Here is a 16,226-nt window from a genome sequence, read left to right as displayed (position 1 = left end):
CTTGAAGACGTATTTGGATTTCCAGTCGTAATAGTCGCCTTAGAGATGCCGCCCCCCCGCCAGAAGTCCTTGATCAGCCAAATGGACTCAACCTATTCCATGATTTTGACGATCTGTGGCTCGCAGTATCGTGATTTCTTCATATCGATCTTTGTTTGTTTCATTGCAGGCTGGAAAACTCTAATGACGCATTCATCGATTCGGTGGTGGTTACAGACGGGATCTCATAAGCAACAAAAATATTGACATAGTGAAACAAATAAAGCCATATTACCCATATATGTTTCAATATTCATCACAAAAACTAGCCAAGCACACAGGATGATTAAGCGATGACAAAACAACTACTCGCAGCAGCAGCCTTACTGATCGGTTCGAATGCCTCTGCTAACGAAACCCTGGACTTCAGCATGGGCTCCATTTCGGGCAACACTTACGCCATCGGCGTTCAGGTCGCCGAAACGGTCAGGGCAAACGGCGACTACAACATCAACGTCAAAACGGGCGGCGCATTAGGTAATCTGATCATGATCGGCCGTGATCAGGCGCAATTCGGCCACTCCAGCTCGGGGCTCGCACTTGCGGCTTACAACGGCCAGGAACCTTACGAGCAGAGGATGGAAAACCTGCGTGGAATTGCCAAGGTGATGGAATCGTCGTTCCAGTTCCTTACTCTCGAGAACGTGCCTATAGACTCACTAGCGGAGCTGAGGGAGAAGCAGTATCCGTTGAAAATTGCCGTGGGTCCGCGCGGGCGTGAAAACGAGCTGCTCAGCCGTCGGGTGCTCGAAGCGAACGGAATTAGCTATGACGATATCCGCGACTGGGGCGGGCGTGTCGAGTTCATCAGTATCAGCGATGCCAACTCACTTATTCGTGACGGACACCTGGAAGCTGTAACAATACTTTCAGGTTTGCCGTATGCGCCCGTGGTTGAGATCAACTCAGCGCGTCAGCTCCAAATGCTGCCCCTAAGCGACGAGACCGTCACTACGATGCAGGAGCAGTACGGTTATACGGCCACTGAAATCAAGGCCAGCACCTATGAGGGTATCGACAGCCCTGTTCCATCGGTTGCCGGCGGTGTTGTGCTGGTCACAAACAGTAATGTTTCCGCAGAAACCGCGTACCAGCTTACCCAAGCGGTCTGCTCCGACCAAGGGCGCGACCGGCTGGCAACGCTTTCTGGCTCGATCAGTTCTTATCTCGCTTCGATCGAGGCCTGCGCCAGCGGCATTGGAATCCCGTTACACGAAGGCGCTGAGCGCTACTTCAGCGAAGCCGGCATTGTCCAATAACCGCACGAGGCTTCCATGAAGACATCACTTCAACAGGAAACCGTGTTTGCGCACATCCAGAGCGGCTTGCAAAAGCTCGCTCTGGGTATCGCCCTAATCGCGGCACTTTATCACCTGCAACTGGTGATCAACGGCATTCCCGAGGCATACCGGTTCCGCACGACTCACTTGTCCTTACTGCTACCACTAGCATTCTTGATCAAGCCCTCGGCTAGTCAGAACAGGCCTTGGCTGCTGTCTTGGGATCTATTGATGATCCTGACGTCCGCAGGCACCACCCTCTACCTGTCGTACTACGATTACGCAACGATCATTGAACGGCTTCCGGGCATCGATACCCTGACGCTCCCCCAAGTCGTGATCGGTTCGGCACTGCTACTCTGCATTCTTGAAGCAGCACGTCGCATCGTCGGCTGGGGTATGGTCGCGATTTGCTTGGCCGCAGTGGCTTACACTCTGTTCGGCGGTCTGATCAGCGGCCCCTTCGCCTACTCCGGTAGCACCTACACTGACCTGGTAGATAAGCTGATTTACACTACCGACGGCATTTTCAGCATTCCCATTGCTGCTTCGGCGACCTTTATTTTCCTATTCGTATTGTTCGGTAAATTTCTCGAGCGCTCTGGCGCCGGCGGACTCTTCATCGATTTGGCCTTCGCATTGGCCGGTCGTTCCCGCGGCGGCCCAGCCAAGATGGCGGTTATAACATCAGCGTTCATGGGCTCGATCTCAGGTAGCGCCACTGCCAATGTAGTCTCCACCGGCGCCTATACTATCCCGCTAATGAAGAAAGCCGGCTACTCACCTAGCCTATCCGCCGCGGTGGAATCCGCCTCCTCGACCGGTGGCCAGTTGCTTCCACCGGTGATGGGCGCCGCCGCCTTCCTACTGGTTGATTTCGTTGGCATTCCCTACACCGACCTGATCATGACCGCCGCCATACCGGCTTTGTTGTTCTTTGTCGGCATTTTCGCCGCCGTTCACTTCGAATCGGTAAAGCTGGGCATGAAGGGCGTCGATAAATCTTTGATACCAGCTTGGCGCTCCATCTTTTTGCGCATCTACCTTTTGCTGCCATTGGTTATTGTGGTGGCTGTGATGTTTATGGGGTATACCCCCTACCTGTCAGCGGTCTTAGCACTGATCAGCGTGATCGTTTTCTCGGCGTTCAGAGCATCGACCCGCATGTCTTTTCGCAAGATCTTGATGACGCTGATCGACGGCACCAAAGACGCCGTACTAATCTGTGTCACCTGTGCTGCGGCAGGCATCATCATCGGAGTTGCGGCCGAAACCGGCCTTGGGATCAAATTCACCTCAGTGGTGCTGGGCAGCACTAGCAACAGCCTGCTACTGCTGTTGTTTTTCATGATGATCGCGTCGCTGGTCCTAGGTATGGGGCTGCCTACCTCCGCTGCCTATATACTGATCGTGGCAATCGCAGCTCCATCCCTGATCGATGCTGGATTAGAACCGATTGCCGCCCATATGTTCATTCTTTACTTTGGCGTGTTTTCGGCCATCACCCCACCAGTGGCGATCTCATCCTACGCTGCAGCGGGACTCTCAGGCGCTTCTCCGATGAAGACCAGCCTGCTAGCGTTCAAACTCTGCATCCCGGTCTTTCTCGTACCGTACCTGTTCGTATATCACAACGAACTGCTGCTGCTCGGCAGCCCACAGTCGATCGCTTACCAGATCCTCAGTTGTCTGCTTGGCATGATCGTTTTCGCCGCTGGTATCTCGGGGTGCCTACATAAGCCGCTGTCATGGTTGCATAGCGGATTTCTGGTCGGCGCCTCACTTTTCCTGATGTATACCAACAACTTACTCGCCATAGTCGCTACCGTTGCCGTTATTGCGCTGATGATGAAGTTCACTACTAAAAACCTTCCCAAGCTTAAGGGCAGCAAAAATGAAAATAGCGCATATTGAATGCTTTGCGATAAAGATAACGCCACCGTATGCCTATCTGGGCGGCGATGTGTCCGATGACCTCCCGGACTACTACTACCGAAACGAGTATCGCTGCGTCTATTCACGCAAAATGGAAACCAGCCTGGTCAAGATCACCACCGATTGCGGTCTGGTGGGATGGGGCGAAGCGCTAGCACCGGTCACACCGCATATCGTCTCAGAGATCATTCTCAATCTGTTCAAGCCGATACTAGTCGGCGAAAACCCGAATCACACCAACGTGCTCTGGTCGCGCATGTACGATTCCATGCGTGATCGCGGCTATCTAAGCGGTTTCCTTGTTGATGCGATCGCCGCAGTCGACTGTGCGCTCTGGGATCTGCGCGGCAAGGAAGCGGGCAAACCGGTGCACGAGCTATTGGGTGGAGCATACCGCCAGGAGATACCCTGCTATGTGTCCGGCTTGCCCGCGCCGACTATCGAGGGGCGTGTCGCCCTCGCCCTGGAATGGAAGTCGAAAGGGTTTCGCGCCATCAAGATGGCACTAGGCTATGGCGTCAAAGAAGATCTGGCCAACCTCTCGGCCGTGCGCGAGGCCGTCGGCGATGGGGTTGAGCTGTTCATCGACGCGCATTGGAACTACAGCGTCAGTGACGCCGTACGCTTGGCAAAAGGCCTCGAGGCATTGGATATTCGCTTTTTCGAAGCTCCCCTATTGGTTGAGGATATTGCAGGACATGCCGAGCTTCGTCAGAAAACGTCGATACCGATCGCGTTAGGCGAAACCGAACGCACCCGGTTCGAATTTCGCCCCTTCATTGAGCATCGGGCCGTGGACCTGCTACAGCCCGATGTCGGCCGAGTGGGTATTACTGAGGCTATGCGCATCGGCTTCCAGGCCGAAACGCACCACCTGCAAGTTGCGCCGCACCTGAGCGTTGGCCTGGGGCCCTGTATAGCCGCATCGATGCAAGTGGCTGCCGCACTGCCCAACGCTATCAAGCTGGAGTTTCAGCCCAGCGTCTTCCATATAGCCAACAGTATTCTGAACTCTCCCCTCAACTGCGATGAAGGTCGCTATTGCTTAAATAATCGTCCCGGTCTCGGCGTCGACGTCAATGAAGAAATCATCAAACAGTATGCAGCGGAGTACCAACATGCTTAAGGGTAACGTACCGATTCTATCCACGGCTTTCGACAACCGTGGAGCAGTCGACATGGCCAGTATCGAACGTCTGGTGGCGTTCCTGATGGAACAAGGAGTCAATGGCTTGGCCCTGTTCGGTAATGCCTCGGAGGGCTATGCGCTAACTACGGGCGAGAAGCAGGCTATCCTTACTCGTGTGAAACAAATGGTAGGCGATCTGCCCGTGGTGGCTGCGGCTGGGGGCGCCTCGCCGATGGCGGCGATTGAGGACATCAAACGTGTAACTGATTTGGGGGCGACTGTCGCTATGGTCAATCCTCCCAGCGTCATCAAACCGTCACCCGAAGCAGCGCAGGAGTTTTTCGGCTTGGTCGTCGAGGGCACCGACATAGACATAATGATTCAAGATGCGCCGCTGATGACCGGCGTAAACCTGCCAGTACCGACGCTTGTGAACATCTGTAAAGCATCCGAGAGAGTTAAGTACATCAAGGTCGAGCAGCCGCCCACGACCCTCAAGATAACCCTGCTGATGGAGGCCCTCGAAAATTCCGCGACATTGTTTGGCGGCCTCAATGCGGGGTTCCTGTTTGAAGAGCTGGAAAGGGGTGCTATCGGCACGATGCCGGCCTGCGAGTTTCCCGATGTGATCAACAACATACTGGGCCAATATTTCAATGGCAATCGGGAGGGTGCCCGCGAAACTTTCTATCGCTACCTGCCGTTTCTGCGCTATGGAGTGCAGCCGAACATCGGGGTCAGTATCCACAAGGAAGTACTGCACGCCAGTGGTATTTTCGCTACCAACCACGTGCGCAATCCGGCACGTTACATCGATAACGTTACCCGCCGCGAGCTGTTCGACATACTCGAAATCCTTCCCCTATCCATAATGCGGAAAAGTTCATGAACTATATAGCAGTTGATTGGGGCTCATCCAATTTCCGCGCCATGCGGGTGCAGGATGGCAATATCGTTGCCACGGTTCAGTCTAGCGCCGGCGTCGGCCGCTTTGCGGACAAGGCCGAGTTGAACGCAGTACTGGCCAACGAAATGAAACGGCTCGGGAGCAACTATTCAGAAGATCTACCGGTGGTGATGTGTGGCATGATCGGCAGCAATCTTGGTATCTGCGATGTTGGTTATCGAAACCTACCGTTGCCGATCAAAGCCCTGAAATCCAGAGGTGTCCAGGTCGATGCGGAACTACCAAACCCTACCTACATCAAGCCAGGCATTGCTTGTCGCGACAGCTGGGACGTATGTCGCGGCGAAGAACTGCAGATACTCGGCGCGGCCAGCCGTTTTGACAGCGAGATATTCGTCGCTGCGGGCACCCACAGCAAGTGGGTCCAGGTAGACAAAAGCGGCACCGAACCTGTGGTGACAAAGCTACACACATTCATGACCGGTGAAATGTACAAGCTGCTGCTCGACCATTCACTGGTCGGTAAGGGGCTGCCGGAACAGGAAGAAAGCAATGAACTCTTTATCAGAGGCATTGAGGCTGCCAAGGCAATGGCCTCCGAACAGCGCGATATCATTACCGAGCTATTCAAATGCCGTGCCCGCTATGTGCTAGGACAGATCGAAGCCAAGCATACTGCCAGCTATCTTTCGGGGCTGCTTATCGGGCACGAGGTCCGCTCGATGGCACCGCGCACCGACAAAGCGATCACTCTCATCGGTTCTGACGCATTATTGCCACGATACCGCGCGGCCTGTGACATGCTGGGCGTGGCATGCAACTGCCTGACGCTGGAGGAAACTGTGCTGCTGGGCTTCAACGAGGTGTTTAATGGCGACTAGAACCAACCTGATCGCGATTCTTCGTGGAATCGAACCCCACGAGGCGGTTGCTCATACCGAACAGCTATTAGCGTTGGGGCTAGTCGATATCGAAATTCCGACCAATTCTCCCAAGTGGTTCGAGAGTGTGCAAATGGTCGTCGAGAACTTCGGCAGTGACCTAAATATCGGGGTCGGTACCGTCACATCGGCGACATTAGCACGCCAAGCACGCGAAGCCGGAGCTCGATACATTGTAACACCAAACCTGGATCCGTCAGTCATCGATATGGCCCGCTCCCTCGGCCTGAAAACCTGCATCGGTGTTTTTAGTGCATCGGAAATCTTCGCTGCAGTCAGTATGGGCGTTGACCTACTGAAAGTGTTTCCGGCGGCGGCATTGCCGACTGAATACCCCAAGTATATTAAAGGACCACTATCGGAAACGGTACGCTTCGCGGCTGTCGGTGGCATCGACGCATCCAACGCCCAAGCGTTTCTAGCCCACTACGACGCTATCGGCCTCGGTTCGGCGATTTACAAACCCGGCCAGAGCGTCGAGCAAACGGCGAGCAAGGGGCGAGCAGTGCAAGCCTTGATGAGAACGGCTAACTGAGGCAACGGAAATAAACAGGTCAGGCACACGATTGACAGGAGCCGCACACCGGGGCTTCTGCCACACAATCAATCTTTAATAGGCCGGAAATTATGGTAGCATCCGCGATTAGCCGTCTCAGCGAGCAAAGGTCATATGCAGAACTGTTTCAAATACAGAACAAATCTCCGATGATCAATCAAAGCATCAGCAACGCCATCCGTTGCCTTGAGCTGCTCGCCAGCAGCGAAAATCCCATGGGTATCCGTGAAATGGGCAGAATTCTCGATATGGATCCAGCCAAAGTCACGCGCATCATGAAAACGCTGGTCGAATTGGATTTGGTCAGTCAAAGCAAGAAGCGCAAATACACTGTTGGCTGGGGGCTAAATCGGTTATCGGCATTGTCGATTCACAACTCGAAATTCTACAAGTCGGTTATCACCACCCTAGAGTCGGTCGACACTCGTCTATGTACTATCGCAATCGGCGTGCTCGGCGGCGACAAGGTTGTCTACCTGGTCCACACGGGTAAAAGCGCCAGTGTTGCGCAGTCTATCGGTAACTATGATTCAATTCCAGCCTCAAGTTCGGTCATCGGCATCATGCTGCTCTCGCGTAAAAACGACGAAGAAATTACCGATCTAATCGGCGCAGAGGAGTTTGCGTTGCTCCGTGACGAAATAGAGGCGGCGCGAAACAGCGAATCTTATATCAAATCGTACCCTTTCAATGAATATCGTATTGCTCGGCAGCTTCCGGACAGCAACGCCGTCATTGCCTTGTCGAATATTCGTTGCAAAGAGAGCGAATTACCAGAATACGTGTATTTCTTGTCTGAACTAATCGAGAAGATTAAGACAGAATAGCGATAGACCATATTAACAAATTCTTTCTTATTTCAATTAAACGCCTGAGATTAAATCTTATAACCCATATGATCATCAGATGACCCTAAAACTAAGATATAATACAGAAAATATAGGAGAGTTCACTAACCCTCCAAAGCGCTGATTAAATGCTTGCAAAAAAACTGACTCATAGGCGGTAGAGTCTTGTCGCATAGTGTAATAATCGAGATAGTACGACTTAGTTTAGAGATATCTATAGGAGCACTCGTTATATCGGGAAAGGCATGATCCTCCTTTGCCGCCGAGGGTAATACGGCAACGCCTAATCCTGCGCTAACCATACTAGCTACAGTCATCATGTAGGTGGCTTCGCAAGCGGTGACGGGCGTCACCTCTTCTCTGGAAAAAGCTTCTTCAACAACCGTTCTCAAACTTGTCAAGGCATTCAAGGTGACAAGTGGAAATTGAGCAATATCGGAAACACTTATTTTCTTCAAATTACCAAGCGGATGTTCATGAGGGAAGATAACTTTAAGCGTTTCTGACTTCTTGAAAAGCGTTTTAACTTCTTTATCTCTGATCCACCCGCCCGTAACACCTATATCGACCTCACCTTCCTTTACCAGCTCGACAACCTTGTTATCGATGGCGTCGCGAACTATAAATTCAGCACCTGGATAAACGGCATGAAACCCCTTGATAACAAAGGGCAATAAAGAAGCAGCCACTGAAGGAAGGACGGCAATGCGCACAACGCCCCGCCTCATTGCAACGATGTCGCGGGCCTCGGTCACAACCGAATCAAGATCGTTGACCATCCTTTGAAATACGGGCAATAACGATGCCCCCACGCGAGTAAGTTTTACAGCTCGCGTATTACGGTCAAACAAGCGAACATTTAACGACTCTTCCATATTACGAATCTGTATCGTCAATGCGGGTTGCGTCAAAAAAAGAGACGTTGCGGCCTGAGTGAAACTACCTAACTGGGCCACAGCAAGAAATGAGCGTATTTGACGAAAGCTAATATCCATAAAAATCCTTTATAATTACCATTTAATTATTTCAATTGTTTAATTGATTAGCCAGCTTTAACTTGAAACCAACAACTAGTAATCACACTCGATATCAATATTGAACTTTAGTTCATAGCCTTTAGTCTTATACAAACAACACGATATGGTGGCGCATGCACAAGGTGAGAATTGGAGCTGGCGCTGGATATTCAGGCGATAGAATCGATCCAGCGGTAGATCTCGCCAAGCGAGGCAATCTGGATTTTCTCGTATTCGAGTGTCTGGCTGAGAGAACTATCACTAATGCACAGCTGCAGTTGCTGTCCAGTCGACAAAAGGGGTATGACCCCTTCCTGGTCGCTCGCATGCAGGCCGTTCTAGGCCTTTGTCATCAGAACAACATACGCATTATAACCAATATGGGGGCGGCTGCCCCCCTGGCTGCGGCGCAGTGCATCCGTGATTTGGCACATGACATGGGCCTTGATTCGATACGCGTGGCAGCTGTCGTCGGCGACGATATCCTGACGCAATGCACGAAGGATAGTGCCTGCCTAAAAGAAGAACACGGTTATACGATTGCCGAACATCGTGACCAAATCATATCTGCCAACGCCTACATCGGTGCTGAGTCGATTGCCAAGGCTCTGGATAAAGGCGCAAACGTGGTCGTGACCGGCAGAGCGGCCGATCCCGCATTATTTCTGGGGCCGCTGATACACTCATTCAAATGGAAAATGAATGATTGGGACAAGCTTGGCAAGGGAACTGCGGCTGGTCACCTTCTGGAGTGCGCAGGGCAAATTTGCGGTGGCTATTTTGCCGATCCTGGCAAAAAGGATGTTCCGCAGCTGGCACACATTGGCTTTCCCTTTGGAGATATCTACGCCGATGGTCGCATCGAAATATCCAAGCTGGACAATACGGGAGGCTACATTACTCCCGCAACCGTCAAGGAGCAGCTTTTATATGAGATACATGATCCTGCCCGATATCTTCAACCAGACGTGATTGCGGATTTCAGCAATGTCTGGATCGAGGAGATAGCGACTAATCGTGTGCGTATTCATGATGCCACGGGGCATGCCAAGACCAACCATCTAAAAGTATCGATCAGTTATCACGATGGTTTTATTGGCGAAGGCCAGATTTCCTATGCCGGTATCGGCGCGGTCGCACGTGCGCAGCTGGCCAGGGATATCATTAAAGAAAGACTAACCGAAAATATATACCGTGACTTGAGAGTCGATTTCATTGGCATGAATGCACTTCACGGCGATCAGTTAAGCAGTGGTCATGAGCCGTATGAAGTGCGTCTTAGAGTCCTGGCAAAATGCGACTCCCGGGAAGATGCCGAACGCATTGGTAATGAAGTCGAGGCGCTTTATACCAATGGTCCATCGGGGGGGGGGGGTGCATGGAAATCGACGCGTCCTGCCGTATTTCTAACATCGCCACTCATTGCAGAAAGCCATGTACCCACATCGATCATCTTCATGGAAACCGCCAACTCATGATCCTGAGAGATATTGCTCATTGCCGAAGTGGTGACAAGGGAGATACCGCCAACATCTCCGTCATTGCTTATGAAGATAAAGATTACGAGTTATTGGTCAAGGAAGTCACGCCAGAACGTGTGGCCGAGCACCTGCGAGATAGTGTCAAAGGTACCGTTATTCGTTATGAAATCCCCAGGCTTGGTGCTCTTAACCTGGTACTCACTCATGCCCTCTCAGGAGGTGTCGTAGGTTCTTTAGCGCTAGATGCCCACGGTAAATCATTAGGCTCGGCTTTGCTTAGCTTGCCCATTGGAAGCCACACCAACAACTAAACCTGCAAGCTCTGATGAGCTGCACTACTTCCTGACAGAATTCTTACAAGAGGCCCATATGAAAGATTTTGGTTGCTACATCGAGGGGACATGGCGTCCGGCAGAGACCAATGAGTGGATAGACTTGCATGACCCCGCCGACCAGAAAGTACTGGCTCGAATTGCGCGTGGTTCTGCAAAGGATATTGATCAAGCGGTCGTCTCCGCCCAGGTAGCGCAGCAGAAATGGGCAACTCGGCTACCAAGTGACCGGGCAAGAATTCTCTATAACATTGCACAGATCATACGAGACAAGGCTGAAGAGCTGAGCATGATCGAATGTCGTGATGCCGGCAAACCCCTGGTACAAGCAAAGGCCGACGCCAATGCGGCAGCTCGCTTCTTTGAATACTATGCCGGCGTGGCCGACAAGATACTGGGTAACTCCATTCCTCTCGGACCGGATTATGTTGATTTTACCGTTCGTGAGCCCCTGGGCGTGACAGGCCAGATAGTGCCCTGGAACTATCCATTGCAAATTGCCTGTCGGGGCATAGCACCGGCGCTTGCAACCGGTAATGCCGTGGTACTCAAACCCGCCGAGCTTGCATGCCTCAGCATCTTCACCATTGCCGATATCTGTCAGGAAGCAGGCCTGCCGAATGGGCTACTCAATATCGTACCTGGCTTTGGTCATGAGGCCGGGGCCGCACTGGCGTCACACCCGGGGATCAATCTTCTCGTGTTCACGGGGTCTGTTGAAACGGGTACGGCTGTCATGCAGACAGCCGCCAAAAACGTTACACCCGTTCTTTTAGAGCTAGGCGGCAAATCTCCCAATATCATTTTGCCCGATGCGGAACTGGATACAGCCATACCCTTGATAATAAAGGCGGCCTTCCCTCATTCAGGACAGACGTGCTCGGCCGGATCCCGTGTTCTGGCGCATAGCTCGATAAAAGAAACTGTGATCGAACGGCTTCGCGACTCGATTGGTCAGCTGACCCTGGGACGTGGACTGGATGATCCTGACCTTGGGCCAGTAGTGAGCGCTTCTCAACGACAGCGCATCGAAGACTACATAAAACTGGGTCAGCAGGAGGAGGCGGATGTCTATACCGGCGGCCGATTTATCGGAGATGCTGATCAATCCACTGGCCATTTTGTAAAGCCGACTCTTGTCTGCCCAGCATCCTCCAGCGCCAGGGTCGCGCGAGAGGAAATATTCGGGCCTGTCCTTACGCTGCTGCCTTTCGATACGCTCGAAGATGCCGAACGCCTGGCCAACGATACGGAATACGGATTGGTGGCGGGCATCTGGGGACGAGATATTGGACGTGCCCATTGGCTTGCGAATCGAATCAAGGCAGGACAAGTATTCGTCAACTGTTACGGCGCGGGTGGAGGTGCCGAAATACCTTTCGGCGGCTACAAGAAATCCGGGTTTGGCCGCGAGAAAGGCATGGACGCCATCCTCTCCTACACCCAGATAAAGAACGTCTGCATACGCATCGATGCTTCGAACGTCAACTTCTAAAAAGACAATGACATGACTGACGCCAGCCTTTCAAAAAGCCACTGCCCCACACGTGTAGAGTTTGGACGCCAAGTGTGGACGCGTGTCGCGGAAATTGTCCAGGAGAACAACTGGAGCAAGGTACTGTTACTGACCGATCCGGGCTTGAAAGGAAGCCGTCTTCATCGATCGCTTGTCAGTTCATTGGAGAGTCTGGGTATCGAACTTGAAGAGTTTGACGGCATCGATCCTGAGCCTACCGATAAAAACGTGGTGTCGGCACTACGCGTAAGCAGCGCTTTATCACCACACGCCCTGGTGGTGCTGGGTGGGGGAAGTGCCATTGATGTCGCTAAAGCAGTCGCCATCGTCGCAACGAACGGTGGAGAGATCAGTGACTACGAAGGTATCGACACGTTTGACGTGCCTCCCCTACCGTTGATTGCCATACCTACGACAGCCGGCACAGGCTCAGAGGTCTCAGGTGCAGCGGTCATCACGGATACGCTGCGAAACAGCAAGATGGCCATACGTCATGCTCATTATGGTCCGGCCACGTACGCCATTCTGGATCCTGAAGCCATCAGTACCACACCACAGCACGTTGCCATTCATTCGGGCATCGATGCGTTCGTTCACGCTTTTGAATCCTATCTTTCCAAATTGGCAAACCCGTTCACTGATGCCCAGAACCTTCACGCCATCCGGTTGATCAGCGATAACCTTCGCCCCTACGTCGCTAATCGAGAGAATCAGGACGCAGCGTTCAATATGCTATGCGCCTCCTCCATGGCGGCCATGTCATTTGGCACGACCGGTACAGGTAATGTGCACTGTATGGCGATGGCCCTGGGAAGTAAATATCCGATACCTCACGGGTTGGCGAACGCCGTTTGCCTACCTCATGTCGCGGAATTCAACTTTATCGCTACGCCTCAGCGATTTGCCATATTGGCTGCCACGATGGGCATCGATACGCGAGGATTATCGACATTAGACGCTGGCCGAAAAGCCATTACAGCGATCAAGGAACTTTGCGACGATTTAAACGTCCCTCCTCGCCTACGCGACGTAGGAGTAGAAAAGAAGGATTTACCAGAAATTTCTGAGAAATGCTTCTTACTTAACTACAATCGCTGGAATCCACGATGGACAACTGAAAAAGACTTTCTGACACTATTACAAAAAGCTTACTGACCAAGACTCCTTTATTGAAAACAGCACTTCGAAAGAATAATTCCTAAAAAATGGAGCACACCATGAATCAGTTCAACCTCAAGAAACTCTGCATCGCCACTGCAAGCGGCATGTTGCTGGCCTCCAATCACTCATTTTCAGATGACAAGATTGAGTGGACGGTCACAAGCGTTTGGCCTGAAAGCCTTGAACTTATCGAAATAGATAAAGCCTGGGTAGATCGTGTCAATCGTATTACCGGCGATGACCTCGAGATTACCTTCTTCTCAGGCGGAACCTTGATGCCCAGTACCGAGGTTTTCGATGCAGTCGAAACAGGTGCTATTGACGCAGCTGGAGACTGGGGCGGTTACTGGGCGGGTCTTGATTCAGCTTTTTCTCCCCTATCGACTCATACCAGCCTCTTCAATGCCGCTGATTACCTCAACTGGATATTTGAATGGGGTGGCCTAGAGCTTTATCAAGAAGTTTACGGTGAATACGGCATTTATTATTTGCCTTTTGGCCTGGTAACTTCCGAATCAGGCTTTAGAGGAAGAACACGAATTAATAGCCTTGCCGACCTGGATGGAAAAAGGATCCGACTAGCAGGTCGAGACCAAGGGCGCGTTTTGGAAAAACTGGGCGGTTCACAGGTGACCTTGTCGGGGTCGGAAATCTATCAGGCAGTAGAACGTGGTGTTGTAGACGCCGCAGAGTTCTCCATGCCTGGTGTCGATTTCAACGCTGGTTTTGCAGAAGTAGCGCCCTACTGGGCTACCCCGGGCTGGCATCAGACAGGTGGGGTACATGGCATAATGATCAATAAGGATGCCTGGGAGGCGTTACCTGAACAGGTTCAGGAAAGACTCAAAGTGGCCGCTGAAGCCAATATGGCGTGGTCCTTGGCGTGGGCGGAAAGGAAAAACTCGGAAGGGGTTGCTGCCTTTGTAGATGCAGGGATAGAGATAACGCGATTCTCTGAAGAAGACTTGGCGAGAATCCAGGAAGTCACCAATGAGATGATTCTTGAAAGCGCCTGCGAAAACCCCATGCATGCCAAGGTTTATCATTCGCAGATCAGCTACCTTCAAGAGCATCAACAGTGGAATGAAGTATCCGCCCCCTTCAACTTGAGCAGGAATATTACCGATTTACCTTCTCTCGAAGACATCGAAGCGTGCATGTAATTCTTGATGACCCAATCTGATAATCATCAGATTGGGTTTTTTAAGCGTGTGTGACGCTTGCCCTCAAGCCATCTCGAGCGCTGAAATGAAAAGATTATTCGTTATGATTGACGCCTTTAACGAAGGTGTCGGACGCTGCGTGGCTCCTCTTTTAGCAGTGATCACCTTCATTGTTATTTATGATATTGCCATGCGTTTCGTAATGGGCCGCCCCAGTGAGTGGGTCTTTGATATTACAAAGATGCTCTTTAGCGCCCACTTCATGCTGTTGGCTGCCTATGGATTACTTCATGGAAGTCATGTCGAGGTAGATGTGATCACTCGACTGTTCGATAACAAAAAAAGAACCATTATCAACGTACTGGGCTATCTCATATTCTTTATACCCTTTATCTGGATGCTCATATATTACGGCTGGGCTTTTTTCGAGCGCTCTTTTTCAAGAGGTGAAACTACCTATGGCATGACGGCCATCCCCCTTTATCCAATCAAGGGCGTCATTCTTGTATCGGCCATTTTGCTATTGATACAGGTTGTCTCCGTCATTCTTAAATGCATTCATACATTAAAAGGTAGCAAGCCATGAGCCTGAGTCCTGAAATGCTTACCGTTGTCATGTTTAGTGGGTTGTTGATCGGGCTTTTCATGGGCCACCCCCTCGCTTTTGTGTTGGGAGGAACCGCCGTCATTGGGGCCTACCTGGGGCCCGGGGAGCGAGTTCTTGGAACCATCATCAATAATATCTATGGCAACTCCATGGATAACTATGTCCTGGTCGCCATCCCTCTTTTTATCCTGATGGCACGTTTTCTCAACGACTCAAGCGTGACTGAGAAGATGTTTGAAGCCATGAGGCTTCTTCTTGCGAATTTAAGAGGAGGGCTTGCCCTGACGGTGGTGATTGTCTCGGTGCTTCTGGCTGCAACGACCGGTATCGTAGGCGCCTCGATTGCCGTCATGGGATTGATCGCCCTCGCACCGATGCTGAAATATGGCTATCACAAGGGGCTGAGTTCCGGCGTGATCATGGCCAGCGGTTGTCTGGGGATCCTTATTCCCCCCAGTATCATGCTCATTTTGATGGCCAGCTACTCGCCCGTGTCGGTAGGGGCGCTTTTCGCGGGTGCCCTGGTACCCGGTCTCATGCTGGGCGCCATGTATGCGCTTTACGTATTAATTGCCTGTTTTATAAAACCCGCATACGGGCCAAAAGTGCCTGCAGAGGAGCGCAGCCAGGTTTCCACGCCCCAACTCTTGCTCATGCTGGCCAAGTACGTGCTTCCTCCCATGGCACTCATACTGGGTGTGCTGGGTGCGCTGTTTACTGGAATCGCAACGGCAACAGAGGCCTCGGCTATCGGGGTGGGGATTGCGTTCATCCTGTTTTTGACATTCGGCGATAGAAAGATCGGCACGTGCTTCAATACGCTGCTCGAGGCGGGCAAGACCACCACCATGGTCATGCTGGTACTGGTCGGGGCAACGGCTTTTACAGGCGTTTTCTCTCGCGGTGGCGGCATGCAAGTAATCAACAACATTGTGCTCGCCATGCCTGGCGGTACGACAGGTGCCCTGATCGCCATCTTCCTGCTGGTGTTTGTTCTGGGCATGTTTTTGGACTGGACGGGCATCGTACTTTTAAGTTTTCCCATCATATTGCCCATCGTTCAACAGCTGGGTATCGATATGCTCTGGTTCGTTGTCATGGTAGCCGTTGTCCTGCAAACGTCGTTTCTTACGCCGCCCTTTGGCTACGCACTGTTTTATCTAAAAGGGGTTGCACCGGCGGGCGTTGAAACCCTGGACCTTTATAAAGCCGTCATACCTTTTGTTGCCATTATCATTCTGGCCTGCATCTTGATGTCCGTTTTTCCGCAAATCATTACTGGACTACCCAGCATACTTTTAAATAGTTAAGGAAA

The 16,226-nt window shown here is 51.8% G+C and carries 15 protein-coding genes; 14 read left to right on the top strand and 1 reads right to left on the bottom strand.

The features are described 5' to 3' along the window. Positions 1–332: 332 nt before the first annotated feature. The 7 genes from LLY24_RS07910 to LLY24_RS07880 all read left to right on the top strand — a co-directional run bounded on the left by LLY24_RS07910 (position 333) and on the right by LLY24_RS07880 (position 7,614). The gene (locus LLY24_RS07910) at positions 333–1,298 is read left to right on the top strand and encodes a TAXI family TRAP transporter solute-binding subunit (protein ID WP_259035741.1); all 966 of its coding nucleotides are present in this window, start codon (positions 333–335) and stop codon (positions 1,296–1,298) included. A gap of 15 nt (positions 1,299–1,313) precedes the next feature. Beyond that, entirely contained in the window at positions 1,314–3,233 is a 1,920-nt protein-coding gene (locus LLY24_RS07905; RefSeq protein WP_259035740.1) for a TRAP transporter permease, read from the top strand. After that, positions 3,214–4,380, top strand: a complete 1,167-nt coding sequence (locus LLY24_RS07900) for a mandelate racemase/muconate lactonizing enzyme family protein (RefSeq protein WP_259035739.1) — start codon at positions 3,214–3,216, stop codon at positions 4,378–4,380. Before LLY24_RS07905 ends, LLY24_RS07900 begins: the two co-directional genes overlap by 20 nt. A 52-nt stretch (positions 4,381–4,432) precedes the next feature. After that, positions 4,433–5,272 carry a dihydrodipicolinate synthase family protein gene (locus LLY24_RS07895; protein ID WP_259035738.1) on the top strand — a complete coding sequence of 280 codons (840 nt, stop codon included), beginning with the start codon at positions 4,433–4,435 and terminating at the stop codon, positions 5,270–5,272. Then, entirely contained in the window at positions 5,269–6,171 is a 903-nt protein-coding gene (locus tag LLY24_RS07890) for a 2-dehydro-3-deoxygalactonokinase (protein ID WP_259035737.1), read from the top strand. Before LLY24_RS07895 ends, LLY24_RS07890 begins: the two co-directional genes overlap by 4 nt. Further along, positions 6,161–6,766, top strand: coding sequence for a beta/alpha barrel domain-containing protein (locus tag LLY24_RS07885; RefSeq protein ID WP_259035736.1), 606 nt, complete (start codon positions 6,161–6,163; stop codon positions 6,764–6,766). Before LLY24_RS07890 ends, LLY24_RS07885 begins: the two co-directional genes overlap by 11 nt. Positions 6,767–6,936: 170 nt before the next feature. Beyond that, positions 6,937–7,614, top strand: a complete 678-nt coding sequence (locus LLY24_RS07880) for a helix-turn-helix domain-containing protein (protein ID WP_259035735.1) — start codon at positions 6,937–6,939, stop codon at positions 7,612–7,614. A 125-nt stretch (positions 7,615–7,739) separates the two neighbouring features. Here LLY24_RS07880 and LLY24_RS07875 read toward each other — a convergent pair whose 3' ends face one another. Then, a complete protein-coding gene (locus LLY24_RS07875; protein ID WP_259035734.1) occupies positions 7,740–8,630 on the bottom strand; it encodes a LysR family transcriptional regulator in 891 nt (296 codons plus the stop codon). 155 nt (positions 8,631–8,785) lie between these two features. Between LLY24_RS07875 and LLY24_RS07870 the strand changes: the two genes are divergently transcribed. The 7 genes from LLY24_RS07870 (at position 8,786) to LLY24_RS07840 (ending at position 16,221) form a co-directional block, all read left to right on the top strand. Continuing rightward, complete coding sequence (locus LLY24_RS07870) at positions 8,786–10,129, top strand: acyclic terpene utilization AtuA family protein (protein ID WP_259035733.1); 1,344 nt, start codon at positions 8,786–8,788, stop codon at positions 10,127–10,129. Beyond that, entirely contained in the window at positions 10,126–10,443 is a 318-nt protein-coding gene (locus LLY24_RS07865) for an AtuA-related protein (protein WP_259035732.1), read from the top strand. The genes LLY24_RS07870 and LLY24_RS07865 overlap by 4 nt, the downstream gene beginning before the upstream one ends. Before the next feature lie 58 nt (positions 10,444–10,501). Then, entirely contained in the window at positions 10,502–11,959 is a 1,458-nt protein-coding gene (locus tag LLY24_RS07860; protein WP_259035731.1) for an aldehyde dehydrogenase family protein, read from the top strand. A gap of 12 nt (positions 11,960–11,971) precedes the next feature. Continuing rightward, on the top strand, positions 11,972–13,135 hold the full coding sequence (locus LLY24_RS07855) for an iron-containing alcohol dehydrogenase (RefSeq protein ID WP_259035730.1): 1,164 nt from the start codon (positions 11,972–11,974) through the stop codon (positions 13,133–13,135). Between the two features lie 62 nt (positions 13,136–13,197). Then, positions 13,198–14,304, top strand: a complete 1,107-nt coding sequence (dctP, locus tag LLY24_RS07850) for a TRAP transporter substrate-binding protein DctP (RefSeq protein ID WP_259035729.1) — start codon at positions 13,198–13,200, stop codon at positions 14,302–14,304. 85 nt (positions 14,305–14,389) lie between these two features. After that, positions 14,390–14,890 carry a TRAP transporter small permease subunit gene (locus LLY24_RS07845; RefSeq protein ID WP_409335765.1) on the top strand — a complete coding sequence of 167 codons (501 nt, stop codon included), beginning with the start codon at positions 14,390–14,392 and terminating at the stop codon, positions 14,888–14,890. Further along, on the top strand, positions 14,887–16,221 hold the full coding sequence (locus LLY24_RS07840) for a TRAP transporter large permease (protein WP_259035727.1): 1,335 nt from the start codon (positions 14,887–14,889) through the stop codon (positions 16,219–16,221). The genes LLY24_RS07845 and LLY24_RS07840 overlap by 4 nt, the downstream gene beginning before the upstream one ends. Positions 16,222–16,226 lie beyond the last annotated feature (5 nt).

It is taken from the genome of Halomonas dongshanensis, assembly GCF_024790395.1.
Lineage (GTDB): Bacteria > Pseudomonadota > Gammaproteobacteria > Pseudomonadales > Halomonadaceae > Vreelandella > Vreelandella dongshanensis.
Note: the sequence above shows the minus strand (reverse complement) of the source record. Positions and strands in the feature narration are given on the sequence as shown.

What these genes read in the sequence shown, in the direction of transcription:
- LLY24_RS07910 (WP_259035741.1), top strand. Translation starts at nt 333, where the DNA reads ATGACAAAACAACTACTCGCAGCAGCAGCCTTACTGATCGGTTCGAAT.
- LLY24_RS07860 (WP_259035731.1), top strand. Translation starts at nt 10,502, where the DNA reads ATGAAAGATTTTGGTTGCTACATCGAGGGGACATGGCGTCCGGCAGAG.
- LLY24_RS07890 (WP_259035737.1), top strand. Translation starts at nt 5,269, where the DNA reads ATGAACTATATAGCAGTTGATTGGGGCTCATCCAATTTCCGCGCCATG.
- LLY24_RS07840 (WP_259035727.1), top strand. Translation starts at nt 14,887, where the DNA reads ATGAGCCTGAGTCCTGAAATGCTTACCGTTGTCATGTTTAGTGGGTTG.
- LLY24_RS07895 (WP_259035738.1), top strand. Translation starts at nt 4,433, where the DNA reads ATGGCCAGTATCGAACGTCTGGTGGCGTTCCTGATGGAACAAGGAGTC.
- LLY24_RS07885 (WP_259035736.1), top strand. Translation starts at nt 6,161, where the DNA reads ATGGCGACTAGAACCAACCTGATCGCGATTCTTCGTGGAATCGAACCC.
- LLY24_RS07870 (WP_259035733.1), top strand. Translation starts at nt 8,786, where the DNA reads ATGCACAAGGTGAGAATTGGAGCTGGCGCTGGATATTCAGGCGATAGA.
- dctP (WP_259035729.1), top strand. Translation starts at nt 13,198, where the DNA reads ATGAATCAGTTCAACCTCAAGAAACTCTGCATCGCCACTGCAAGCGGC.
- LLY24_RS07865 (WP_259035732.1), top strand. Translation starts at nt 10,126, where the DNA reads ATGATCCTGAGAGATATTGCTCATTGCCGAAGTGGTGACAAGGGAGAT.
- LLY24_RS07900 (WP_259035739.1), top strand. Translation starts at nt 3,214, where the DNA reads ATGAAAATAGCGCATATTGAATGCTTTGCGATAAAGATAACGCCACCG.
- LLY24_RS07905 (WP_259035740.1), top strand. Translation starts at nt 1,314, where the DNA reads ATGAAGACATCACTTCAACAGGAAACCGTGTTTGCGCACATCCAGAGC.
- LLY24_RS07875 (WP_259035734.1), bottom strand. Translation starts at nt 8,630, where the DNA reads ATGGATATTAGCTTTCGTCAAATACGCTCATTTCTTGCTGTGGCCCAG.
- LLY24_RS07880 (WP_259035735.1), top strand. Translation starts at nt 6,937, where the DNA reads ATGATCAATCAAAGCATCAGCAACGCCATCCGTTGCCTTGAGCTGCTC.
- LLY24_RS07845 (WP_409335765.1), top strand. Translation starts at nt 14,390, where the DNA reads ATGAAAAGATTATTCGTTATGATTGACGCCTTTAACGAAGGTGTCGGA.
- LLY24_RS07855 (WP_259035730.1), top strand. Translation starts at nt 11,972, where the DNA reads ATGACTGACGCCAGCCTTTCAAAAAGCCACTGCCCCACACGTGTAGAG.